Origin of the sequence: Paenibacillus sp. S150 (assembly GCF_019352175.1) — a bacterium.
Taxonomy (GTDB): domain Bacteria; phylum Bacillota; class Bacilli; order Paenibacillales; family Paenibacillaceae; genus Paenibacillus_AQ.
In genome coordinates, this window is sequence record NZ_JACBYI010000010.1 from 54,781 (window position 1) to 76,161 (window position 21,381).

The 21,381-nt window shown below is 57.4% G+C and carries 18 protein-coding genes; 11 read left to right on the top strand and 7 right to left on the bottom strand.

Translation table 11 applies throughout. The annotated features are described in order from the left end of the window. Positions 1 to 97: 97 nt before the first annotated feature. Complete coding sequence (locus tag HYD27_RS12075; protein ID WP_219215549.1) at positions 98 to 937, bottom strand: 1,4-dihydroxy-6-naphtoate synthase; 840 nt, start codon at positions 935 to 937, stop codon at positions 98 to 100. Positions 938 to 945: 8 nt separating this feature from the next. Then, on the bottom strand, positions 946 to 1,650 hold the full coding sequence (locus HYD27_RS12080; protein ID WP_220101601.1) for a futalosine hydrolase: 705 nt from the start codon (positions 1,648 to 1,650) through the stop codon (positions 946 to 948). 466 nt (positions 1,651 to 2,116) lie between these two features. Between HYD27_RS12080 and HYD27_RS12085 the strand changes: the two genes are divergently transcribed. From HYD27_RS12085 to HYD27_RS12125, 9 genes are all read left to right on the top strand, one after another. Next, positions 2,117 to 2,596, top strand: coding sequence for a MarR family winged helix-turn-helix transcriptional regulator (locus HYD27_RS12085; protein WP_304623765.1), 480 nt, complete (start codon positions 2,117 to 2,119; stop codon positions 2,594 to 2,596). Between the two features lie 115 nt (positions 2,597 to 2,711). Further along, a complete protein-coding gene (locus tag HYD27_RS12090; protein ID WP_219215380.1) occupies positions 2,712 to 3,113 on the top strand; it encodes a DoxX family protein in 402 nt (133 codons plus the stop codon). Positions 3,114 to 3,208: 95 nt separating this feature from the next. Beyond that, entirely contained in the window at positions 3,209 to 4,159 is a 951-nt protein-coding gene (locus HYD27_RS12095) for a ring-cleaving dioxygenase (protein WP_219215382.1), read from the top strand. Continuing rightward, positions 4,156 to 4,776, top strand: coding sequence for an alpha/beta hydrolase (locus HYD27_RS12100; RefSeq protein WP_219215384.1), 621 nt, complete (start codon positions 4,156 to 4,158; stop codon positions 4,774 to 4,776). The genes HYD27_RS12095 and HYD27_RS12100 overlap by 4 nt, the downstream gene beginning before the upstream one ends. A 211-nt stretch (positions 4,777 to 4,987) precedes the next feature. Continuing rightward, a complete protein-coding gene (locus HYD27_RS12105) occupies positions 4,988 to 6,217 on the top strand; it encodes a multidrug effflux MFS transporter (protein ID WP_219215386.1) in 1,230 nt (409 codons plus the stop codon). Next, a complete protein-coding gene (locus tag HYD27_RS12110) occupies positions 6,214 to 7,125 on the top strand; it encodes a DMT family transporter (RefSeq protein ID WP_219215388.1) in 912 nt (303 codons plus the stop codon). Before HYD27_RS12105 ends, HYD27_RS12110 begins: the two co-directional genes overlap by 4 nt. A 141-nt stretch (positions 7,126 to 7,266) precedes the next feature. Then, positions 7,267 to 7,623 (top strand): FlxA-like family protein, encoded by a 357-nt coding sequence (locus HYD27_RS12115; protein WP_219215390.1) that lies wholly within the window; start codon positions 7,267 to 7,269, stop codon positions 7,621 to 7,623. Between the two features lie 270 nt (positions 7,624 to 7,893). Beyond that, entirely contained in the window at positions 7,894 to 10,554 is a 2,661-nt protein-coding gene (gene mprF, locus HYD27_RS12120; RefSeq protein WP_219215392.1) for a bifunctional lysylphosphatidylglycerol flippase/synthetase MprF, read from the top strand. Positions 10,555 to 10,849: 295 nt separating this feature from the next. Further along, positions 10,850 to 11,713: a nitroreductase family protein gene (locus HYD27_RS12125; RefSeq protein ID WP_219215394.1), complete on the top strand. Its 864-nt coding sequence runs from the start codon at positions 10,850 to 10,852 to the stop codon at positions 11,711 to 11,713. Here the strand turns inward: HYD27_RS12125 and HYD27_RS12130 are convergent. Then, a complete protein-coding gene (locus HYD27_RS12130) occupies positions 11,706 to 13,397 on the bottom strand; it encodes an ATP-binding cassette domain-containing protein (RefSeq protein WP_219215396.1) in 1,692 nt (563 codons plus the stop codon). The genes HYD27_RS12125 and HYD27_RS12130 overlap by 8 nt on opposite strands. Beyond that, positions 13,394 to 14,206, bottom strand: a complete 813-nt coding sequence (locus HYD27_RS12135) for an ATP-binding cassette domain-containing protein (protein WP_219215398.1) — start codon at positions 14,204 to 14,206, stop codon at positions 13,394 to 13,396. The genes HYD27_RS12130 and HYD27_RS12135 overlap by 4 nt, the downstream gene beginning before the upstream one ends. Positions 14,207 to 14,419: 213 nt before the next feature. Here HYD27_RS12135 and HYD27_RS12140 point away from each other — a divergent pair, with 213 nt between their 5' ends. After that, entirely contained in the window at positions 14,420 to 15,028 is a 609-nt protein-coding gene (locus HYD27_RS12140) for a biotin transporter BioY (protein WP_219215400.1), read from the top strand. A 675-nt stretch (positions 15,029 to 15,703) separates the two neighbouring features. Here HYD27_RS12140 and HYD27_RS12145 read toward each other — a convergent pair. The 3 genes from HYD27_RS12145 to HYD27_RS12155 all read right to left on the bottom strand — a co-directional run bounded on the left by HYD27_RS12145 (position 15,704) and on the right by HYD27_RS12155 (position 20,217). After that, the gene (locus HYD27_RS12145; RefSeq protein ID WP_219215401.1) at positions 15,704 to 17,251 is read right to left on the bottom strand and encodes an alpha-amylase; all 1,548 of its coding nucleotides are present in this window, start codon (positions 17,249 to 17,251) and stop codon (positions 15,704 to 15,706) included. A 110-nt stretch (positions 17,252 to 17,361) separates the two neighbouring features. Further along, complete coding sequence (locus tag HYD27_RS12150; protein WP_219215404.1) at positions 17,362 to 18,204, bottom strand: DUF72 domain-containing protein; 843 nt, start codon at positions 18,202 to 18,204, stop codon at positions 17,362 to 17,364. 420 nt (positions 18,205 to 18,624) lie between these two features. Next, positions 18,625 to 20,217 (bottom strand): histidine kinase N-terminal 7TM domain-containing diguanylate cyclase, encoded by a 1,593-nt coding sequence (locus tag HYD27_RS12155; RefSeq protein ID WP_219215406.1) that lies wholly within the window; start codon positions 20,215 to 20,217, stop codon positions 18,625 to 18,627. A 378-nt stretch (positions 20,218 to 20,595) separates the two neighbouring features. Here HYD27_RS12155 and HYD27_RS12160 point away from each other — a divergent pair, with 378 nt between their 5' ends. Continuing rightward, entirely contained in the window at positions 20,596 to 21,378 is a 783-nt protein-coding gene (locus HYD27_RS12160; RefSeq protein ID WP_219215408.1) for an ABC transporter ATP-binding protein, read from the top strand. Positions 21,379 to 21,381 lie beyond the last annotated feature (3 nt).

Sequence of the window (21,381 nt, forward strand, 5' to 3'; positions counted from 1 at the left end):
AGAAATCTTCAACTGCCGGTTTAATATTAATTATGCTGTCCCCGGAAAGCTGTAAAAAGTGCTCTAGGAGCCAGCTGGAACTTGATCTGTTCGTGCGCTACCGCAGCAGCGCCGGATCAACAGCGGGAACCAGCCCTTCAGCGGCCGCGCGGTTCAGGAGGGCGGAAATGGCGGCATAGCCGTCACCGCCCAGGTTCATCGTGAACTCATTGACGTAGAGATCAATATGCGATTTGGCAACCTCCGGCGACAGCTCCTGGGCATGATCGAGTACATATTCTCTGGAATCTGCCGGGTGGTCCCAGGCATACTGCAGTGAGCTGCGGATCCAGCCGGCAATGGCTTCCTGGTCAAGGCCGCGGCGGGCGATAATCGCACCCAGGGGGATGGGCAGGCCGGTATCGCTCTCCCACCAGCTGCCGAGATCGGTCAGCAAATGAAGTCCGTAAGAAGGATAGGTGAAGCGGGCTTCGTGAATGACCAGTCCGGCATCGATCTGCCCGTCACGCACCGCAGGCATAATCTCATCGAAGGGCAGGACGACGATTTCGGCAGGGCCGCCCGGCACCTGCTGTGCCGCCCATAGCCGGAACAGCAGATAGGCGGTCGAGCGCTCGCTTGGCACGGCGATTCTGCGTCCGGCGAGCTCCTTCGGACGCTTAATGGCGCCTGCACCCTTGCCGGTCAGCACCAGCGGGCCGCAGCCCCGGCCAAGCGCGCCGCCGCAAGGCAGCAGCTTGTATTTCTCCAGCACCCAGGGCAGGGCGGCATAGGAGATTTTGAGCACCTCGGGTCCGGCGCCGTCCGCAGCCAGCCCGTTGGTAATGTCGATATCGGCATAGGTAACATTCAACGCGGGCGCATCCGGCACTAAGCCGTGGGCCCAGGCATGAAAAACAAAAGTGTCATTAGGACAAGGGGAGAAGGCAATATTCAGCTCTGTTGTCATTGCAGCACCTCCAGTAGAATAGCCGCCGCCGCTGTAAGGGCGTCCATGGCCTCGTTGATCTTCCACGCGGCCCGGTCGCGCGGGCCGACCGGGTTGGAGATCGCGCGCAGCTCCAGCACCGCGATCCCCAGCGCATGGGCGGCCACGGCAACCCCGTGGCCTTCCATCGCCTCCGCCGCCGCCTCCGGGTGGCGCGCGGCCAGTGCGGCGGCCGTCCCGGCGGTGCCGGTCGCCGTAGACACGGTAAGCACGGGACCCGTGCTTACCGCAAGCCCGGCCGCTGCCAGCGCGGCCGCAAGAGCCTGCACCGTGCCGCTGTCGGCCGGCACGGACACGCTGCCGAAGCCGAGCTCGGCAGCGCTGCGGAAGCCCTCCGGCGTCTCTGCGCCAAGGGCCGCGTCAATCATCTCGCTGGCGACGACCAGCGAGCCTGCGGGCGCGCGTCCCGGGAAGCCGCCGCCGATCCCGGCGCTGATGACGCAGCCGTAGCTTCCGGCAGCGAGAGCGGCGGCAGTGCCTGCCGCCGCCGCGGCGGTGCCGGCACCCGCCGCGATTACGCGGAACCTGGCGCTGCCCTTCAGGCCGCGCAGGACGGCGTCCCGCTCTGCCGCGACCGCTGTCACAATGAGGACGCGGGGGGAAGCCGTTCCCTCGCCCGCCGCATCAGGCTGAAGGACAGCCTGTCTATCGGATAATTCCATGCTGCAGCCTCCTTCTATTACAAATCGCGAATTTCCTTAATTTAGAGGCATTGTATCAATTGCGGATCATTTGAACGCTGAAGCCTTTATCTGAGGTTAGATATCGGTGCTTTTGCCGGCCATAGGGCAGCTGTAACACACTATTAGTGTTGAATAGTTTCGAAGGCAATAACCAAGGCTTCAGCTTGCTTTTCCAACCAAAAGGATACGCCGTTTTGAGTGCCAGGTCAAACCGCAAAAAGGCTGCCGCAGAGACAGTTGTGCAGATGCAAACGCCGGCTTGCCCTATTCACAGACTTCGCAAGGTGTCCGATCACCGGCAGCCGGCTATGTTAGCCGGTAATCAGCCAGGCAAGGATTAATTATGGAGCGGCTGTTGACATAGGAGCGGAAATGGCTTATATTTATCTTAACTTAAAGATAATTAACTTAAAGATTAAATTAAAGATGACTGGAGGTGAACAGGATGAGCGGCTACAAGGGGCCGGCAAGCCCGGCAGGTGCAGCAGCAGGCAGTCAGGATAAGGAGCAGGCGGCATCGCTGAAATTGTTCGTTGTCCTGTCCAAGGCATATAAGAGTCTGATGGATCTTGCGGTGAAGGATATGAAGAGCCACGGGCTTGCTTCGGCGGAGTTTATGGTGCTTGAAGTGCTGTATCACAGAACAAGGATTCCATTGCAGCAGATCGGCGGGAAGATTCTTGTCACCAGCGGCAGCATTACCTACAATATCGACAAGCTGGAGAAAAGAGGGCTTTTGAAGCGTGTTCCATCCAGCGATGACCGGCGCGTGACTTATGCCGAGATTACGGATGCGGGCCGCGAGCTGTTCGATGATATTTTCCCCCGGCATGTAAGTTCCATCCACAGCTTGATGGGCGGGCTGAACAGTGAAGAGAAGGACCAGGCGATCCAGCTGCTGAAGAAGCTTGGCAAAGGCGTGTAGAAGCGGGAATTTCCGCATAAACGGAAGTATAAACACAGATGCGTAAGGCCAAAAATTTTTATCCAATATCTTAGCGTTAAGATAATTAAATCAAAGAGAATGGGGAGTGTTTAAAATGGTTAGTGCAGGCTTATTGTTGATGAGATTGGTTATCGGGGCTGCGTTCATCGGTCATGGCGCCCAGAAGCTGTTCGGCTGGTTCGGAGGCTACGGTCCCAAAGGTACAGGAGGCTGGATGGAGTCGATAGGCATTAAGCCGGGAGTGCGGATGGCTGTGCTGGCAGGGTTGATGGAGCTAACCGGTGGTCTGCTGTTCGCAATCGGACTGCTGACGCCGGTAGCCGCTGTACTGATTGGCGCAGCTATGCTCGGCGCGATCGTTAAGGTTCATGCCCCCAATGGCTTCTGGTCTGCGGCCAACGGCACCGAGTTCCCGCTGACGCTGCTGGCGGTGGCAGTGGGTGTGGCGCTGGCCGGGCCGGGATCAATCTCGCTCGACGCACTGATTTTCAACTGATTTCTGCTGGTAAAAGGGTTCGGTGCAGCTTAGGTTCTCACTGATCCTGTGACAATATTGAGGCCTGCCATATAAAATTTCAGGAGGTAATTGCAATGACCATGCAAACTCAAGGCATTCACCATATTACGGCTTTTGTCGGAGATGTGCAGCGCAATGCGGATTTCTATGCCGGAATTCTCGGACTGCGGCTCGTGAAAAAAACCATTAACTTCGATGCCCCTGAGGTATACCATCTCTATTTCGGGAATGAACAGGGCGCGCCCGGCACGATCATTACCTTCTTTCCCTGGGCTGAAGGCCGCAAAGGCCGCATCGGCGGCGGTCAGGTGGGCGTAACCACTTACGCGGTGCCTGCTGGCTCCATGGAGTTCTGGAAGAGCCGGCTGGCTGCTTATCAGATTTCCGCTTCCGAGGTGCAGCGAATCGGGGAAACCTATCTTTCCTTTGCTGATTATGACGGGCTGCGGATCGAGCTTGTGGAACGCGAAGCGGGTGCGCCGAGCACCTGGTCCTTCGGCGGCGTGCCCGCAGAGCAGGCCATCAAAGGCTTCGGCGGTGCGGTTCTCTACAGTACAGAGCCGGTCAGAACAGCAGATGCTTTGTCCCGCACCCTGGGCCTCGAACGCACCGCTGAAAAAGACGGCTATATCCGCTTCCAATCCACAGGTGATCTGGGCAACATCATCGACCTGAAGGCTGCGCCGGTTCCGCATGGAGCGGGAGGTACCGGCACCGTCCATCATATCGCCTGGCGGGCCAAGGATGATGCCGAGCAGCTGGAATGGGGCCGCCGCGTTCAGAGCCATGGCTATCAGCCGACGCCGGTCCAGGACCGCCAGTACTTCAACGCTGTCTACTTCCGTGAGGAAGGCGGCATTCTCTTCGAAATCGCAACCGATCCCCCAGGGTTTGCCCGTGATGAAGCGCCGGCTGAGCTGGGGCAAAGGCTGATGCTTCCCGCCTGGTTTGAGCCGCACCGTGCAGTGATCGAAGAGCACCTGACTCCTTTTGAAATCCGTGAAATCGGGGTGAAGCAGGCATGATCCATATCTTCCGCAAAGGCACTGATGAAAGTCTGCCGACGTTAGTCCTGCTCCACGGTACGGGCGGCAGCGAAAATGATCTGCTGCCGCTGGCCGGGCTGCTGTCCCCCGGCGCTTCGGTGCTGGGCGTCCGGGGAAATGTGCTGGAGAACGGCATGCCGCGTTACTTCCGGCGCCTGGCCGAAGGCGTCTTCGATGAAGAGGATCTGATCTTCCGCACTCATGAGCTTAAGCAGTTTCTGGATGAGGCTGCGGTGAAGTACGGATTTGATTCCGGCAATCTGGTTGCTGTAGGCTACTCCAACGGGGCGAATATTGCCGGGAGCCTGTTGTTCCATTACGGCAGCATTTTCCGCGCGGCCGTGCTGCTGCACCCGATGGTGCCGCTGCGCGGACTGAGCCTGCCTTCCCTCAAGGAGGCTGCAGTCTTCATTGGAGCAGGCACGAACGATCCGATCATCCCCGCCGAAGAAACCCGGGAGCTGGAATCGCTGCTGCGGGGGGCAGATGCCGAGGTAACGACGCATTGGGGCAGCCAGGGCCACCGCCTGAGCGCGGCAGAAGCCGAAGCTGCCCGTGATTGGCTTGGGCGGCACAGCAATTCTAGACAAGCTTAACCACCGAGCCGTCTGCGGGGCCGCTGCCAAGTGGCTGTGACAGCCGCATAATAAGCCCCTGCGGGCGGTTTTTGCTGCTGCCAAGCCGGCGTGTCCGCGACTGGTGATTTGGAAGATACAGCGGTTAGAGCTATTAAAAGCATTGAATAATCCGTCTGCAATCAGGTAGTATGAAGGTTACATTGCTGCGGAAAGGTTGACGCTATTTATTATGATTACAAAATTTGACAGTAAGCTGCTGGAGGCGGAAGGGCCCTCACGGAAGCAGCGGCTGCAGATCGCCGTTATTTTGGGGGCCATCTCAGCGATTGGACCGTTGTCCATTGATATGTATTTGCCTGCGCTTCCCGCGCTTGGGGCGCACTTTGACGCGGGTGCCGCGATGGTGCAGCTGAGTCTGACCTTCTTTTTGCTGGGGCTGGCTTCGGGTCAGCTGGTGGCAGGGCCGCTCAGCGACGTATACGGCCGCCGCACCCCGCTGCTCGTGGGCATGCTGGTTTACGCGGTTTCCTCCCTGCTGTGCGCGTTCAGCCCTTCCATCGGGCTGCTCGTGATGCTGCGCTTCATCCAGGGCGTGGCCGGATCGGTAGGGGTGGTTATCTCGCGCGCTGCGGTGCGCGACCTGTACAGCGGCTCCGAATTAATCAGGTTTTTCTCTCTGCTGATGATTGTCAACGGACTGGGTCCGATCCTGGCCCCGGTCATTGGGGGACAGCTGCTGCGGTTTACAACGTGGCAGGGGGTGTTCGTGGTGCTGTTCGCCGCCGGCCTGATCTTTTTTGCCACAATTCTGCTGCGGCTTCCCGAGACCCTGCCCCAAGAACGGCGTCTGAGAAGCGGGCTCCGCGGAACCCTGCGGACCTTTGCCGTCCTGCTCGGCAACGGCAGGTTTATGGGCTATGCGCTCTCTCAGGGATTTGTCACGGCGGCCATGTTCGCTTATATTTCCGGCTCTTCCTTTGTGCTGCAGAATATTTTTGGCGTCTCGCCGCAAATGTACAGCCTGATCTTTGCCGTGAATGGAATCGGCATTATCCTGTCGGGCCAGTTGGCCGGCAGGCTTGCCGGAAGAGTCGGTGAGCGGAGACTGCTGGTCAGCGGCCTGCTGCTGTGTACCCTGGGCGGTGTTCTGCTGCTGCTGGCGGTTCTGGCCGGAGGCGGTCTTGTACCGATCCTCATCTGCCTGTTCGCCGTTGTTTCCAGTGTGGGAATGGTGGGGACCACCAGCTTCTCTCTGGCCATGCAGGATCAGGGAGATTCCGCAGGCAGCGCTTCGGCGCTGCTGGGACTGCTGCCCCTGCTGCTTGGGGGCGGTGTAGCTCCGCTCGTTGGGCTTGGCGGCAGTGAAACCGCCCTGCCGATGGCGCTGGTCGTCGCTGCCGCCGGTGTGTGCTCCATTCTGTCCTTTCTGCTGCTCTGCCGACGGGAAGGCGCCCAATGAGCCGCAAGGATCTCGGCACCCTGCTGCTGCTTGCCTTTGCCTGGGGGGCTTCCTTTCTGTTCATGAGAATCGCTTCTCCTGAGCTCGGACCGGTGTTCACGACAGAGCTGCGTGTCACGCTGGCCGCTGCCGTCTTGCTGGTGTACGCGGCAGTGAAGCGCCAGAAACTGGGAATATGGCGGCACTGGAAGCCGTTCCTGCTGCTGGGGGCGGTGAATGCCGCTCTGCCCTTTACCCTGATCTGCCTGGCTGAGCTGCATCTGAGCGCTTCTCTGGCAGCCATACTGAATGCCACAACACCGATGTTTACGGCGCTTGCCGCCTGGGGAATCCGGCAGGAGAAGCCGGGGTTCTCCAAGTCGGCCGGGCTGGTTACCGGGCTGCTTGGTGTTGCGGTTCTGGTTGGCTGGAGTCCGGTTCCTGTGGAGGGCAGGGTTCTGCTGTCCGTGTTCTTCTCTCTGGGGGCGGCGCTCTCCTACGGATTCGGCGGATTATACGCCTCCCGGGTGGGCCGCGGCCTTGAGCCGCTTACGCTGGCTGCCGGACAGCAGCTTGGAGCGGCAGTCGTGCTGCTGCCGCTGGCGGTTATTTTTGCCCCCCGTCATCTGCCGTCGGCCGCAGCGGTTTATTCGGTGCTCGGCCTGTCCATCATCTGCACCTCCGCAGCGTATCTCCTGTACTTCCGGTTAATCCGCAATGTCGGTCCGGTAAAGACCGTCAGCGTCACCTTCCTGGTGCCTGTATTCGGCATCGTCTGGGGCGTGATTTTTCTGCATGAACAGGTCTATACCAATACGCTTGCCGGACTCCTTATCATCCTGCTGAGTGTTACGCTGGTGAACCGCAGAAGCAAAAGCACGCACAACGGCGGCAAGGCGGAGAAATCCGTCCGGCAGGCCAGGCAATAGGACCCGCCCCTCTTACCGGGTAACGTGCAGGGCTCCTGCATGCCCGCAGCATCTCCGGATATTTTCAGCAAACTTTCAGCGGGCTTTAAGCGTACATCCAGCTAGGCGGTTTATAGTGGGGTGGTGAAAGGAGGTACAAGCATGAGTATATCAGCTGTATCATCGGCCTCTTCTGCCGCCTACACTTCCTCAAGCGCTTCCGATACGGCTGCGCTGGAGAAGCAAAAAGCAAAGCTGGAAGCTGACCTGGAGAAGGTTAAGTCCGGCAAGGACGATGAGAAGACCAAGGATTCGAAGGCCAAGCAGCTTGAGCAGCAGATCAAACAGATCGAAGCGCAAATTGCCCAGAAGTCACAGGGCGGCGGCTCCTCTTCGGCAAGCGGCAAGGCTGCTCCGCCGGAGAAGCCTGCAGGCAGCAATACGCTTGCTGCGGCAAGCGCTGAGACAATCGCTTCCGCCACCACAGACAGCGAAGGAAGATTTGACATCCGGGTGTAACCTCAGAGAATAAACCTATCGTAAACAGCAAATTGTAAACAAATTGTAAACAGCGAACAGTCACAACACCTGAAAAGAGGACGCCTCTGCCGTGAGGGATGTCCTCTTTTTTGTGCTGCTGTGCAGGGAATGGGGCCTTGCCGGCTGTCTAACCTTTGAGCCGCTCGTATAAACAAGCCTTCTCTTCCCTATCTTGGTATAATAGAGGAACGAACAAGGGTGAACCCGCTTAATTAAGCTCAACATCCGGCAGTAAAGGCAGGAGAAGTTATGCAGTCCATTAAGCAGACGCTGGAACGCTTCAAAATTGTAAGGCTGATTGTATCAATCTATCGGCTCAGGGCGGTCAGGGCGCTTGTTCCGCTGGTGATTATAGCGCTTGTGTATCTGGAGGGGCAGCATGAGCTGAAGCAGGTGCATTTGGGCCTGATCATTCAAGAACTGAAGCGTGTGCCGGCAGAGGCTATTGCGCAAATGATGGGGGTCGCGCTGCTCTCGGTGGCGGTCATGAGCGCCTATGATTATTTGATCCGCCGGCATTTCCGCCTGGACATCGGGCGCTGGAGCACCTTCCGCTTCTCCTGGATCGCCAATAGCTTCAACAATCTGATCGGCTTTGCCGGGCTGGCGGGAGTCGGTCTGCGTACGCTTCTTTACAGAAAAAGCGGGGTGCCTGCCGCCGTCCTTGCACCCGCCATTGTGTTTCTCTCGCCTCTGATGATCACGGGGCTGTCGCTGTTCTCCTGGGGCAATATCTTTGGCCTGCTTCCCGCCGCTGCTCTTCTGCGCGAGCATAAATGGCTGGTGTTCGCGGTCTGGGGCATGGCGCTGTATTTGCCGTTCTTCATTATCCTCCAGCGCTCGTCGCTGTTCGCCAAATGGGTCAACCGGGGGCAGGGAAGAACACCCTGGCTTACCGTCGCTGCTTCCGTCGGCGCTTCGTTTCTCGAATGGCTGTTTGCCGGGATTACGTTCTGGACCATCGGCAGCCATCTGCTCGGCGGCGTGGAATTTGTGGCAGTCTTCAGCATTTATGTGATTGCCGCCATTGCCGGCACCCTCAGCATGGCTCCCGGCGGCATCGGCGCCTTTGATCTGATTGCTCTGCTCGGGCTTACACAGCTGGGCTATCCAAGTGATAAGGCAATGGCCGTCCTCGTGGTGTACCGACTGTTCTATTATCTGGTTCCCTGGCTGATCGGTCTGGCGCTGGCTGCACTGGAAATCGGGCTTCAGGGTAAAAAAGGCTCCGACCGCACCAGTGCGGGTATCGAGCCATCGCTCAATGTATGGCAGAAAATCTGGGGCTGGCCGGGTCAATATACGTTCCTGAGCGATCTTGGCGTATGGGCGCTCGGCAAGCTTGTGTTTGTCAGCGGGCTTCTTCTGCTGCTGTCGGCGGCGACGCCCGAGCTGGTGTACCGGCTGCGGCTTACGGAAGATCTGCTCTCGCTGCCGGTGATGCGGATCTCGCACCATCTTTCCGTGCTGACCGGATTTATGCTCATTCTGCTGTCGCGCGGAATTTCGCTGCGGGTCCGCAGAGCCTATATCTGGACCAGTGTGCTGCTGTCCGGCGGTGCGGTATTCACGTTTACGAAGGGCTTTGATTATGAGGAAGCCTTGTTTCTGCTGCTGGTCGCGCTCATTCTCTGGATTTCCAGGGCACGCTTTTACCGGATCAGTGTACCGGTGAGCCGCCAGAATACGGCGTGGTGGCTGGTGCTGACCTCTTTCATTGCACTGGTCTATTATTTACTGGGCAGCTACGTGCACCATGGGTTCCTGAAGCATCTTCCCCGGGGAGTGGAGCCGGAATGGCTGCAGCGTCACAGCAATGTGTCGGTTACGGCAGCGGGCGGGCTGGTGCTGTCCTGGCTGCTGCTGACCATGCTGGTTACTCTGCGGCCGCATCGCAAGGCGGACGGGCTGTTCGCGGACAGGGATATGGAGAGATTAACCCGCTTTCTCGGGGAGAATCCCGGAAATCCCTTGACTCATATGCTGTTTTTGGGCGACAAAAGCTTCTACTGGGCTCAGGGCGGCAAGGTGCTGTTTGCTTTTGCCAGAGCGCGTGACAAGCTGGTGGTGCTGGGAGATCCTCTGGGCCCCCGGAGCCTGATCAATGAAGGAATCAGTGAATTTCGGCAGACTGCGGATCTATACGGGCTTGCAGTGGTGTTCTATCAGGCTACCCCGGCTTATCTGCCGCTGTACCATGAGCAGGGCTACCGCTTCTTCAAGCTGGGTGAAGAGGCGGCAGTGCCGCTGGCGGATTTCACGCTCAGCGGCAAAAAAAATTCCGACCTGCGGAATGTGAAGAGCCGCTTCGAACGTGAGGAATATCTGTTTGAGGTGACGGCGGCACCGCACCCGGCGGCGCTGCTGGACGAGCTGCACGGAATTTCTGAAGAGTGGCTCAGCGGACGCAGTGAAAAAGGCTACTCTCTCGGCTGGTTCAAGCCGTCGTATCTGCAGCTTGCACCGCTTGCGCTGCTGCGGGGCAAGGATGGCGCAGTGCTGGCCTTTGCCTCCATCGCACCGGGATATGACGGCGGGGACACCGTTTCAATTGATCTTATGCGCCACCGGAAGAATGCGCCGAACGGCACAATGGACTATTTATTTGTCCGTCTGCTGGAATGGGCCAAAGAACAGGGTGCCGGCAGATTTAATCTCGGCAATGCCCCGCTGTCCAGTGTAGGCCGCAATTCCGGAGCGCTCCGGGAAGAAAAGCTGGCCCACCTGGTCTTTGTGCGGGGCGGGCACTGGTACGGATTCGCCGGCCTGCGCCGGTATAAGGAGAAGTTCAATCCCGAATGGGAGCCCAGATATCTGGCTTACCCCGCTGTGCTCACGCTGTCGATCCTGACGCTTGATCTGGTAAGACTCGTCTCCCGCCACCCGGAGGCGAAGGAGGATCAGCTATAAGCTTCACCGGATATTTGAAATGCTGCTGGACGATTTGGCGGAAATCGGTAATACTGATCCTGCATGGTTCAAGATCGCAGATTAAGCAAACATAGACCTACATCAGTTGAGATGGCTACTGTGCTGTACAGTAGCCATCTTTTTTAAAAGATAAGAATCTATGTTTCACGCTAAAAATTAGCCTTATCTTTCTCGCTGAAACGGATACCGTCCTTATAAGGACGGCGAAGCCGTTTCCACTTGACAAGAAAGACCGGACTCCGGTCCGCTGATTACGGGGAGGGAATGAATAATTATGGGAAAGACCTTAATGGAGATTATGGAGAAACGCAAATCGGTGCGCACTTATGAGCGGACGCCGATCCGGGAAGAGGCTTATGCTTCGGTGATGGAATATTTGGCACAGGAGGGGAATCTGCGCGGCCCTCTGGGCGGAACAGCCGCAGTGGAGTGGATTGCTGCCAAAGGCGGAACAGCAGAGGCGGCGGGCGTTAAGCTTGGCGCTTACGGGATCATCAAGAATCCGCAGGCCTACCTGGTGGGTGTGGTGCAGAACGGGAAGCAGGCGCTGCTGGAATTCGGCTATATCTTTCATAAACTGATTCTTCATGCAACGGGGCTGGGGCTTGGAACCTGCTGGATGGGCGGCACGTTTAACCGTAAATCCTTCTCCCGTGAGATTGAGCTTGCGCCGGGAGAGATCATCCCATGCATCACCCCCCTGGGCTATGCGAGCGAGAAGCAGCGGCTGGTGGATTCAACGATGCGTTATATCGCCAAAGCGGATCAGCGGAAGCCCTGGGAGGAGCTGTTCCATCATGCGGAGTTTGGCCGTGTGCTGACCCGCGAAGCCGCAGGAGAGCTGGCTGCGCCCCTGGAAATGGTGCGGCAGGGTCCGTCTGCCTCCAATAAGCAGCCGTGGAGAGTGGTGCTGTCCGAAGACAGGAAGCAGGCGCATTTTTATTTGCAGCCTACGCCGAATTACAGCGGCAATAAGCTGGGCTTCGAGATGCAGCGGATCGATATCGGGATTGCCGCGTGCAGCTTCGGGCTGGCCTGCCGGGAGCTGGATTTCTCCGGCGGCTGGACTCAGCAGGACCCGATGCTTAATGTTCCCGGACCGCATACGGAATACATGCTGAGCTATACTCTCAGCTGAACTGCGGGACCAGCCATAACAAGGCGGCTGCCGGCAGGATACAGAGCAGTGCGAGTGTATCTCGCTTCTGCCAGGACAGCCGGTAGGAGGGAGTCCGCTCCCTGGAGGGGTCGTAGCCGCGGGATTCCACAGCCGTGGCCAGCTCATCGCCCATCCCGATGACCAGGATCAGCAGAGGCACAATCAGCAGGGCGACCTGCCGCGGCGTCCAGCGGGCAAGTCCGCGGGTCTTTCTGCCGCGCGAGTTCAACGCCAGCTGGAGCTGGGCCAGCTTGCCGAGAATCCAGGGCACGAACTGCAGAGTGACCGATACAGCCAGCGACCAGTTACGGGTGCGGACGCCGAGTCTTCTCAGCGGAGCGATACCCCATTCCAGCGCTTCGCGCAAGGGGGCGCCCGTGGTGGTTTCAGTGAACAGGAAGCCGAGCGCGATCAGCAGCAGAAAGCGGAGCACATTCAGGCCTCCCCGTTCCATGCCCTCAAGGCTTATGCCCACAGGCCCAAGCGCATAATCCGGGGAATTCCAGCTGAGCGCGGACAGCAGCCAGAGGAACAGGAACATCAGAAGGAACGGGCGGAAAAAGCGGACCGTCCGCCGCCCGGGGATGCGGGCGGAGAGAATCAGCCCGGCAATCAGCCCCGCTGCCAGCAGCAGCGGCAGCAGGTCATCCATTCCCAGGACGACCAGTGTGCCCAGCACCATCCCCAGCCATTTGACGCGGGGGTCCAGCAGCTGCCACAGCTGCCCGGCAACTGCCGGACCCGTATTCCCGGCAACTGCCCCCGGACTGTCCGTATCCGCTTCTGCGGGCAGAGTCCCGCCCTGACAGCCGTCTCTGCACTGGACGTTCCCGGCCGGCGGCGGCCCATTCTCCGGCGGAGGGGGCAGCGTCAGCGTCTGCAGCCCTGCAAGCAGGCTGTCCAGACTGTCCGGCAGCCCGGCAAGCAGGCCGCGCTGCCGCAGGCTGTATCCGAGCCGCAGGTAGGCGGGCGGCGTAAGCCCGGCACCGGTGAGCGCAAGCAGATCGCCGGACAGGGCGGAAGCCGGACCGTTATAATAGACGGCGCCTTGGGACATCACAATGACCTCGTCCGCAACGGGCAGGAAGCTGTCGAGGTCATGGGTGCCGATGACCAGGGTCAAGCCGTTGCGGCGCAGTCCTTGCAGCATGTCCAGCAGGGACTCTGCCGCCTGCGGGTCCAGCCCGGCGGTGGGCTCGTCAAGAATGAGCACACCCGGCAGGGAAGCGACAGCGGCGGCTATGCAGAGCCGCCGCTTCTCGCCGCCGCTCAGCAGAAAGGGCGAGCGCCCGCCGAATTCTTCGTAGGGCAGCCCGACACTGGCAAGCGCGCTGCGGATCAGCTCCAGCCGCTGCGGCCCCGGAACTCCGCGCTGCGCCAGGCCGTACTCGATCTCCTTATGCACGCTGCCCGCGAACAGCTGCGTCTCCGGCTGCTGGAAGACCATGGAGACCTCCCGGGCAGCGGGGTTGCCGCCGTCAAAGACGATGGTTCCGGCCGCAGGCTGCGCCAGGCCCGACAAGAGCCGCAGCAGCGTGGATTTGCCGCTGCCGGTGACTCCGCACAGCACAGTCAGTGTCCCTTCGCGGATATCCAGATTAATATCCGTGAGCACGGAGAGGTTGTCATACCGGAAGGATACGCGGCTCGCCTGAATCCTCATAAGACGGCCTCCAGCTCCTGCTCGGTCAAGGGCAGGCTGTGAAGCGGCCAGCCCTTGGCCTGCAGCAGCTGGCCGATGCGGATGACCGGGGCGGACGGCCAGCCGAGGTCATCCGGCAGCCTGCTCGAATAGAAGAGAGTACGCGGCTCTCCGTCATACAGCAGCTTGCCGGCTCCCATCACGGCGACACGGGGGCTTGCCGCCAGCTCCTCCATCCGCTGGGTCACCCAGAGCACAGTGGTGCCCTGTTCCCATAGCTTGCGGGCGAGCCCCAGGATGTCCCGCCGGCCGGCCGGATCAAGCATGGAGGTCGCCTCATCAAAAATAATCATTTCCGTCTCCAGTGCCAGGCAGCAGGCCACCGCCAGGCGCTGGCGTTCTCCGCCGGATAAGGTGGATACATCCGCACTGGTTTTAGGAGCCAGTCCTACCTGGTGCAGAGCCTTCTCTATCCGTACGAGCATTTCACCGCGGCTTAAGCCCCGGTTCTCCAGGCCAAAGGCAACATCCTCGAACGGCGTGGAGCCGACAGTCTGCGCTTCGGGATTCTGGAATACCAGCTGGATATGCCGCTTGATTGCCGTGCGGTTCTCCGGTGAACGCAAATCCAGACCGGCGGCAGACAGACTGCCCCCGGAAGGAATATTCAGACCGTTGAAGGTGCGGATGAGTGAGGATTTGCCGCAGCCGTTGGCTCCGGTCAGGGCGACCCATTCGCCCCGCTTGATATGTATGGAAATTCCCTGCAATACCGGCAGCCTGAGCTGGCCGTCCCGGTACGACAGGGTTATATTCTCAGCCCGGATCATCTTAGTGCCTGCTTTCCTAACCGCTGTAGTCATAATCGCTACCCATTATAGCAAATATTTTAAGATTGATGTATTCGGTGCGGAATGATATAGTGTTTCCAAGCAAAAATGGCTACACCGTCCTCTGAAAGAGGCGGCATCCGTTTAAGCGAGAAAGATGGCGTAAAACACATAAATTCCTGCCTTATAAAAAAATGGGGGGTAATCCTGCTCATGAAAAAATGGACGACTCGCGGCCTGATCTTCAGTGCCTTATTCGCCGGAGTCATGATCGCACTCAGTTTTTTGAAAATTTCACTGCCCTTCTCAGCCGTGCCCATCACCATGCAGACGCTCGCAGTCATGCTGGCCGGTTCCATCCTGGGGGCACGCTACGGCACCTTGTCCGTGCTGATTGTAATCGGGCTGGCGGCGGCCGGATTTCCCGTACTGGGCGGAAGCGGCGGCCTGGCGGTACTGGTTGGGCCAACAGCCGGTTATATCTTTTCCTGGCCGGTGGCGGCCTTCCTGATTGGGCTGTTTGCAGAGCGCACGGGGCAGAATAAATATACATTCGTGAAGCTGCTGGCGGTGAACTTCTTATTCGGCGCACTGCTTGTTTATCCCGGCGGAGTATGGTGGCTGGCCCACTCCACGGGCATGACCGCCCTCTCCAAGGCGTTGACGGCAGGCATGTGGCCGTTCATTCCCGGCGACCTGATCAAAGCGGTGCTGAGCGCCGCCGTGGTGACCGCCGTATGGAAGGTTTACCCGATTGGGCGTATCCTGAACAACGGGCCTGAGGCCTGGACTGAAGGGGAACAATCAACAGTCAGCCATTAGGATGACTGCAAAAAAACATAGGAATGTTGAAGTATTATACACTCCTGCCGCTGTGCGGCACCGTTACTTGAACGGGTTAGTTGGCTTGCTCGGAAACCGTCTTTATGTATAAGCCGAGCCGGAAAAAAGAAAATCTGCTTAACTCGCATGACCTCAGCCGCACTTGTGCAGAATTGCCAGGCACTGTCCCCGCATGGTGGATCGGTCAGCAACCGGTGCGCTCATGTACTCATGTGAATTTGTATGCTATATAGATTGAAATTGTAATTTTTCTGTTTTAGGATTGGCCGTGACTCCAGAGAATGCTTGGACTTCCCGCCGCTGCCCGTCTGCAGATTTCTTGATGTATACACTGTTCGCGGTGGAAATCCGCAGACAAAGGCAGATGCTCCGCTCCTGCAGTCCCCAAATTCCCTTCCGCCGCGTTTCCGCCAGCCTTAATGGTAAAAAGGAACACTAATCCAATGCATTCGGATACTGTACCAGCCTTAGTGGGAAAAAGTACAACTAATCCGGATGAAATCAGCCGTATGGGGGGAGTGGCCCTCCATGAAGTGTACAAAATCCCACTAAAGCCCGTTCAAGCCAGAATTCCAGCCCATTAGTGTTACTTTTTCCACTTCGCTTCCGTTCCCTATGAACCTCCTTGCGTTCCATCAGCGTTAAACCCTGTCATTATTGCCTGGCCTTCCCGTCAGTGCCGGAGCCTTCCCTGGCACCGCTATCCGATGAAGTTGTGCTCCCCGCCCCTGCCGCCGGTTTCCCTTCTGCATCCGGCAGCGCCCAGACGGAGACGCTGCCGCCGTTCACCGGGAATACCGCCCAGCCGTCTCCGCCAATCGTAATGGACTCCCCGCGGTTATGGGTGAAATCCACCCATACTTCGCCCGCCCGCTCTCCGCCGAGGAACATCCGCTTTTCGCCGTTGTCTCCATTCGAAATTACCACGGCGCAGCCGGAGCCTTCAAGCTCTTCAATGCCGCGGCGCACCCAGCCGATCGTATTCGGGTGATCGAAATAATCGTCCTGCTCGCCGTAGGCTTTGTGGGAGCGGGCGTACAGCAGCGGATCGATGGCCTCCTTTTTGCCCCCGACCGGAGCCGGACCGCCGATGCCGTAATAATCACCGTAGAAGACCACCGGATATCCGTCACGGCGCAGCAGGATGAGAGCGTAGGCGCTCTGCTTGAACCAGTCCCCAACCCAGGACTCCAGCGCTTCATGCGGCTGGGAATCGTGGTTGTCCACGAAGGTCACCGCATTGGCCGGATGGGTCTGCACCAGCGTGTCGTCAAAAATATGCGCCAGGTTAAAATCTCTGCCTCCAAGTGAAGCCGCATGCAGCTTGTAATGCAGGGACACATCGAACAGGTCGATCTGATAGTCGACCGTATTGAGAAATTCCCGGCAGGCTTCGAGACTGGAGTTCCAAAATTCCCCGACAATGTAAAAGTCCTCGCCGCGCTTTTTGGTCATCTCCGCCGCAAATTCCTTAATAAATTCATGATTGATATGCTTGATGGCGTCAAGGCGGTATCCGCTGCACTGCAGCGTATCCACCAGCCATTTGCCCCATTCCAGCATCTCTTTTCTGACTTCCTGGTGGCTGTAGTCAATGTTCGCGAACATGAGATAGTCGTAGTTGCCGAATTCGGCATCCACGTTCTGATTCCAGCTCTTGTTCTCGCCGTTGATCCGGAAGACACCGTTTCTTTTCCCTCTGGCATCAAAGTCGGTGCCGTTGAAGTGGGTATGGTTCCATTTGAAGGAGGAATATTCGCCGCCGCGTCCGGGGAACGTGAATTTGGTCCAGCCTTCGATCTCGAACGGCTCGGAAATTTCCTTGTTGCGGTCATTCGGGTCCACCTCGATAACCTCGAAGACCTCGGTCTCATCCGCGCCTGCTTTATGGTTCATCACGAGATCCACATAAACGGCAATGCCGTTCTTGAGGCACTCGGCAATGGCGTCGATCAGCTCCTGTTTGGTGCCGTATTTTGTGCGAACCGTCCCTTTTTGATCAAATTCGCCCAGATCATAGAGATCGTACACGCCATAGCCGGTGTCCTGGTCAGAGACAGCCTTGGTGACCGGCGGCACCCATACGGAATCAATGCCTATGGCCCTCAGCCCGGGAGCCATTTCGGCCAGGCGCTTCCAGTGCTTGCCGTCGGCTGCGACATGCCATTCAAAAAATTGCATCATAGTATGGTTTCTCTTCATTTCCTGTGGCCTCCCTTACAAATATGAAACGGATGGATAGATTATAGTATTCAGTGCTTCAGCAAGGAGTGGAAGAGATTATGTAGACCTCCATACATCATTTGGACCATTCAGAAGAAATCCAGCTGCCGCGGAGCCAGGCCGCCGTCGATTCCGAGCAGCGCCTGCAGCTCCTTCGCGTTGTCCGTTGCGTCGCCGCCGGAGTTATTATTAAACACAACATACAGCTCCCGGCAGGTCTTTTCAAGTTCCAGCAGCCTGTCCCGCCATTCCGTCAGCTCTTCGGTGCTGTAACGGTACAGGTAGCGCAGCTTGCGCCAATCCGGGTGGCTGCTCTGGTTCCAGCCGCTGATGTTGCGTCCGTGCAGCCGTACGTAAGTCGCTTCCGGTGTGGTGGATACGGGCACAACCGGAATCGACCCCGAGCCGGCCTGCGGCTCATCCGCCACCGTATGAATCCAGCCCTCCTGCTCCAGGAAGCGCAGCGTTTTGTCCCGCATGTCCGGGCTGTACCAGGAATCATTGCGGAATTCTATTGCAGACGGGACGTCCAGCATTCTTTCCTTGGCCTCGCGCAGAAACTCCACATTGTCCTTGGTGCAGTCAAACCAGGGCGGGAATTGAAAAAGGGCCATGGCCAGCTTGCCGCTCGTCCGTACAGGCTCTATAGAGACATGAAAGGCTTGATACATCTCTTCCGGGGTGTCGAAGTAATTCTTTTTGCCGCGCAGATGTCCGGTCATCCCCTGATATGCCTTCACGATGAACTGGAATTCAGCCGGGGTCTGGTCTACCCATTTGGCATAGTTTTTTACCGGTTGCACCGCATAGAAAGAACTGTCGATCTCGACGATTGGAAAATGAGCGCTGTAGGCAGGCAGCCGTTCCGCCGGTTTGATTTTACCGTACAGCTCGTCGTGGTCCCCAAAGCCGGTCAGCCCGATTTTTATCATAAGAATCTCCTCCTTTGCTGCCGGAAGGTGCGCTTAATTGAATCGGCTAACTCTTATTAAACTGAAAATGGCGGTTCACAAACAACGGCATGATTATACTCTGGAATTCGTGCCCATGAAAATACAGCCGCGGCCGGTACGTTTGAGCCAAAGGCGCTATGGGAGCTGTTATCACCAAAAAAAGCAGCAGATATACGAAGCGCGGCGATCTTTTATTCAATCGTATAAAGGCTGCATACGGGGAAGGCTGCATTATGGAGCATAAGTTCCGGCAGCTGAGTCCGCACATTCTGCTCATGCCGGGAGCAAATAAATGATAAAGAAACTTGCAATTTTAACAGGCAGCGGCGGTATACGCCACAGCGCAGAACAGCCCCGTTTCCAGTTGGCTGTACGCCTGCTTGGAAATGGAGCTGTTTTTTACACCGGTGTGAAGTGGGTGATGGCAGAGCCGCTTGACAGGTGAATCGCGTTGCGCCCATTCCGTTTGGAGGAATAGAGCGCATGATCCGCCTCAGAGAGCAGCTCTTCGAGAGAGAGGTTATCGCGGAAGGCCTCTGCGACTCCGAAGCTTGCGGTAACATTAATGGAACCGGAAATGGTATAGATGGAGCTGTGCTCTATATCCTTGCGGATGGCTTCGGATAAGAGAGCCGCCTGCTTCAAGGAGGTTCCCGGCAGACAGAGGACAAATTCTTCCCCCCCGTAACGCCCGAAAATATCGCCCTCCCGTAAATGTCTGTTGCAGACGGCTACAACATGCTGCAGCGCCATATCCCCGTAGTGATGGCCGTAACGGTCGTTGATGCTCTTGAAGAAATCGATATCCAGCAAAATAACCGAAACCGGTGTCAGGCTGCCCGGGGCGTCCTCCAGCAGTCTCCGGCTCAGCTCCATGAAATGCATCCGGTTGCAGATCCCGGTGAGGCTGTCGATGGTGGCGAGCTGGATGAGCTTTTCCTGAAGCAATGTCCGCTCGGTGACGTCAATCAGCATAATCATCCTTCCCGCCAGGTGTCCGCCGTGCTTCTGTACCGGAGAGGATCTAACCTGGTAGGATCGGGTTTCTCCGCGGATATTCCAGCCAAGCTCGCGTTCCTCGCTGAGCTGCGGATCGGAGTTCATGACATAATCAACGGCATCCGGACCCGCCTGAAGGAACAGCTGGGCCAATGGCTTGCCGATGGCCGAGGCATCCAGGCCCTGCAGCATGTCCGTGGCGGCCTGGTTGTAATCCACCAGCATATCGGAGAGATCCGTAACCAGCACGCCGTCACGCATGCTCTCGAACAGATTCTCGCGGGCGATGGGAGCGGCTGTAAGCATGCCCCTGGAAAAAATGGCCCATATATAAAGGAGCGAAGTCACGCTCATAATCACAGGTACGGGGTCCATCCCATAGGGGGTTGCATCCACCAAATAGAGGAAAGCGCCCAGAGCCGGTAGGAACTGCCCGATAAAAATGATGGACAACTGCCTGCGGTAGACGCGCTTCATCCGGTTCCACTGCCAGAGAATCAGGCACATGCCGGCGAGCATGCAGCCAAAGGTCAGACTGCCATGAACAATATACCAGGGGCCCATGACGATATCGATCAGCGGCGCCGGTGCGCCTTCGCGGAAATGCATCGAATGATAGAACAGGTGATGATAATCGTTGGTCCATACAAGCACAGTGGAGATGAAGGGAATGGCGTACAGCACAGTTACCAGCCCTTTTCGGATCAGCCGCTCCAGTCCTGTGAAATACATAATCATAAGCAGGCTTGAAGGGGCGATAAAAGGCATTCCGAGATATTCGACCTTAATCCAGAAGCCGATTTCCCGCATCGTGCTGCCCGACAGCTCCAGAGCGAAGCCGAAGGTGTACACCGCAGAAGCAAAGGAGCTGAGGATGAAGGCGCGCGTTCCCGCAAATTCCGTTCTTTTATGATAGGCAAAAAGCGCCAGCAGGGCGTTCAGCACGCCGGAGATGGAAACAATCACAATATAATTCGATATCATGGATTCCATCGTTCATTCCTCCGGGTGCGGATATAAGCTTTGAGCATAGCAGATTGTCTCCTCAATTAATAAAAAATAATGAGAAAGTGCCACAAATACATAGGGGGATGTTGGCAGGCTGCGCAATCCAGCATGAAGATATATACCTGCTATATCGGCAAAAGTCGCAATTCTTAACAATGAAAAGGCGCTGCCTAGACAAAGTGACGGAATTTCTCAAGCGCTATTTTACTTTTTGTCTAGTGAGAGTAACCGGAGCAAAGTGTACCATGTTAGTTAATCATACATCGGTTAAGAAATTTACATTGTTATCCGTGAATATGTGTTATGTTATTTAACATATCAAAGAAAAATAAATCCGATTCAGGAATAAAGGGGGAACTGGAAATGTCATTGGTAGCTGCAAAAATTCCTGAAATACAGCTGCAGAACGTCGAGATGCGTTACCAGACGGAAACGGCTGATGTGCTTGCGCTGCATCAGGTAAGCCTGGATATCGCCAAAGGGGAATTTGTCTCTCTGCTCGGTCCTTCCGGCTGCGGCAAAACCACGCTCCTGAGATTGATGGCAGATCTTATAACACCAACCGGAGGCAATATCACCGTCGCCGGCAAAAGTGCGAAGGAGGCCCGGCTGGCGCAAAAGTACGGCATTGTTTTTCAAAGTCCGGTTCTTTACGACTGGCGGAAGGTGAAGCATAATATTACGCTCCCTCTGGAGCTGATGGGTGTCAAGAAGTCCATCCGTGAGGATAAGGCGATCGAGCTGCTGGAGCTTGTGGGCCTGCAGGGCTTCGCCGACAAGTATCCATGGCAGCTCAGCGGAGGGATGCAGCAGAGGGTGGCCATCGCCAGGGCGCTGTCGATGGAACCGGAAATCCTGCTGATGGATGAACCGTTCTCCGCGCTGGATGAATTCACCCGCGAGCGGTTGAATGAGGAGCTGCTGTCCGTCTGGAGCAAGGTGCAGAGCACCATTGTTTTCGTAACCCACAGCATCCCCGAATCTATTTTTCTCTCGGACCGGGTGTTCGTGCTGTCACCGCATCCGGGCAGGCTGTCCGCAATTGTGGACATTCCGCTGCCTCGCCCGCGGACTGCCGAAATGAGAAACAGCCCGCAGTTTTTTGAACTGATCGCCCGTATCCGCGACAGCTTCGAAGGGGTGTAGCGG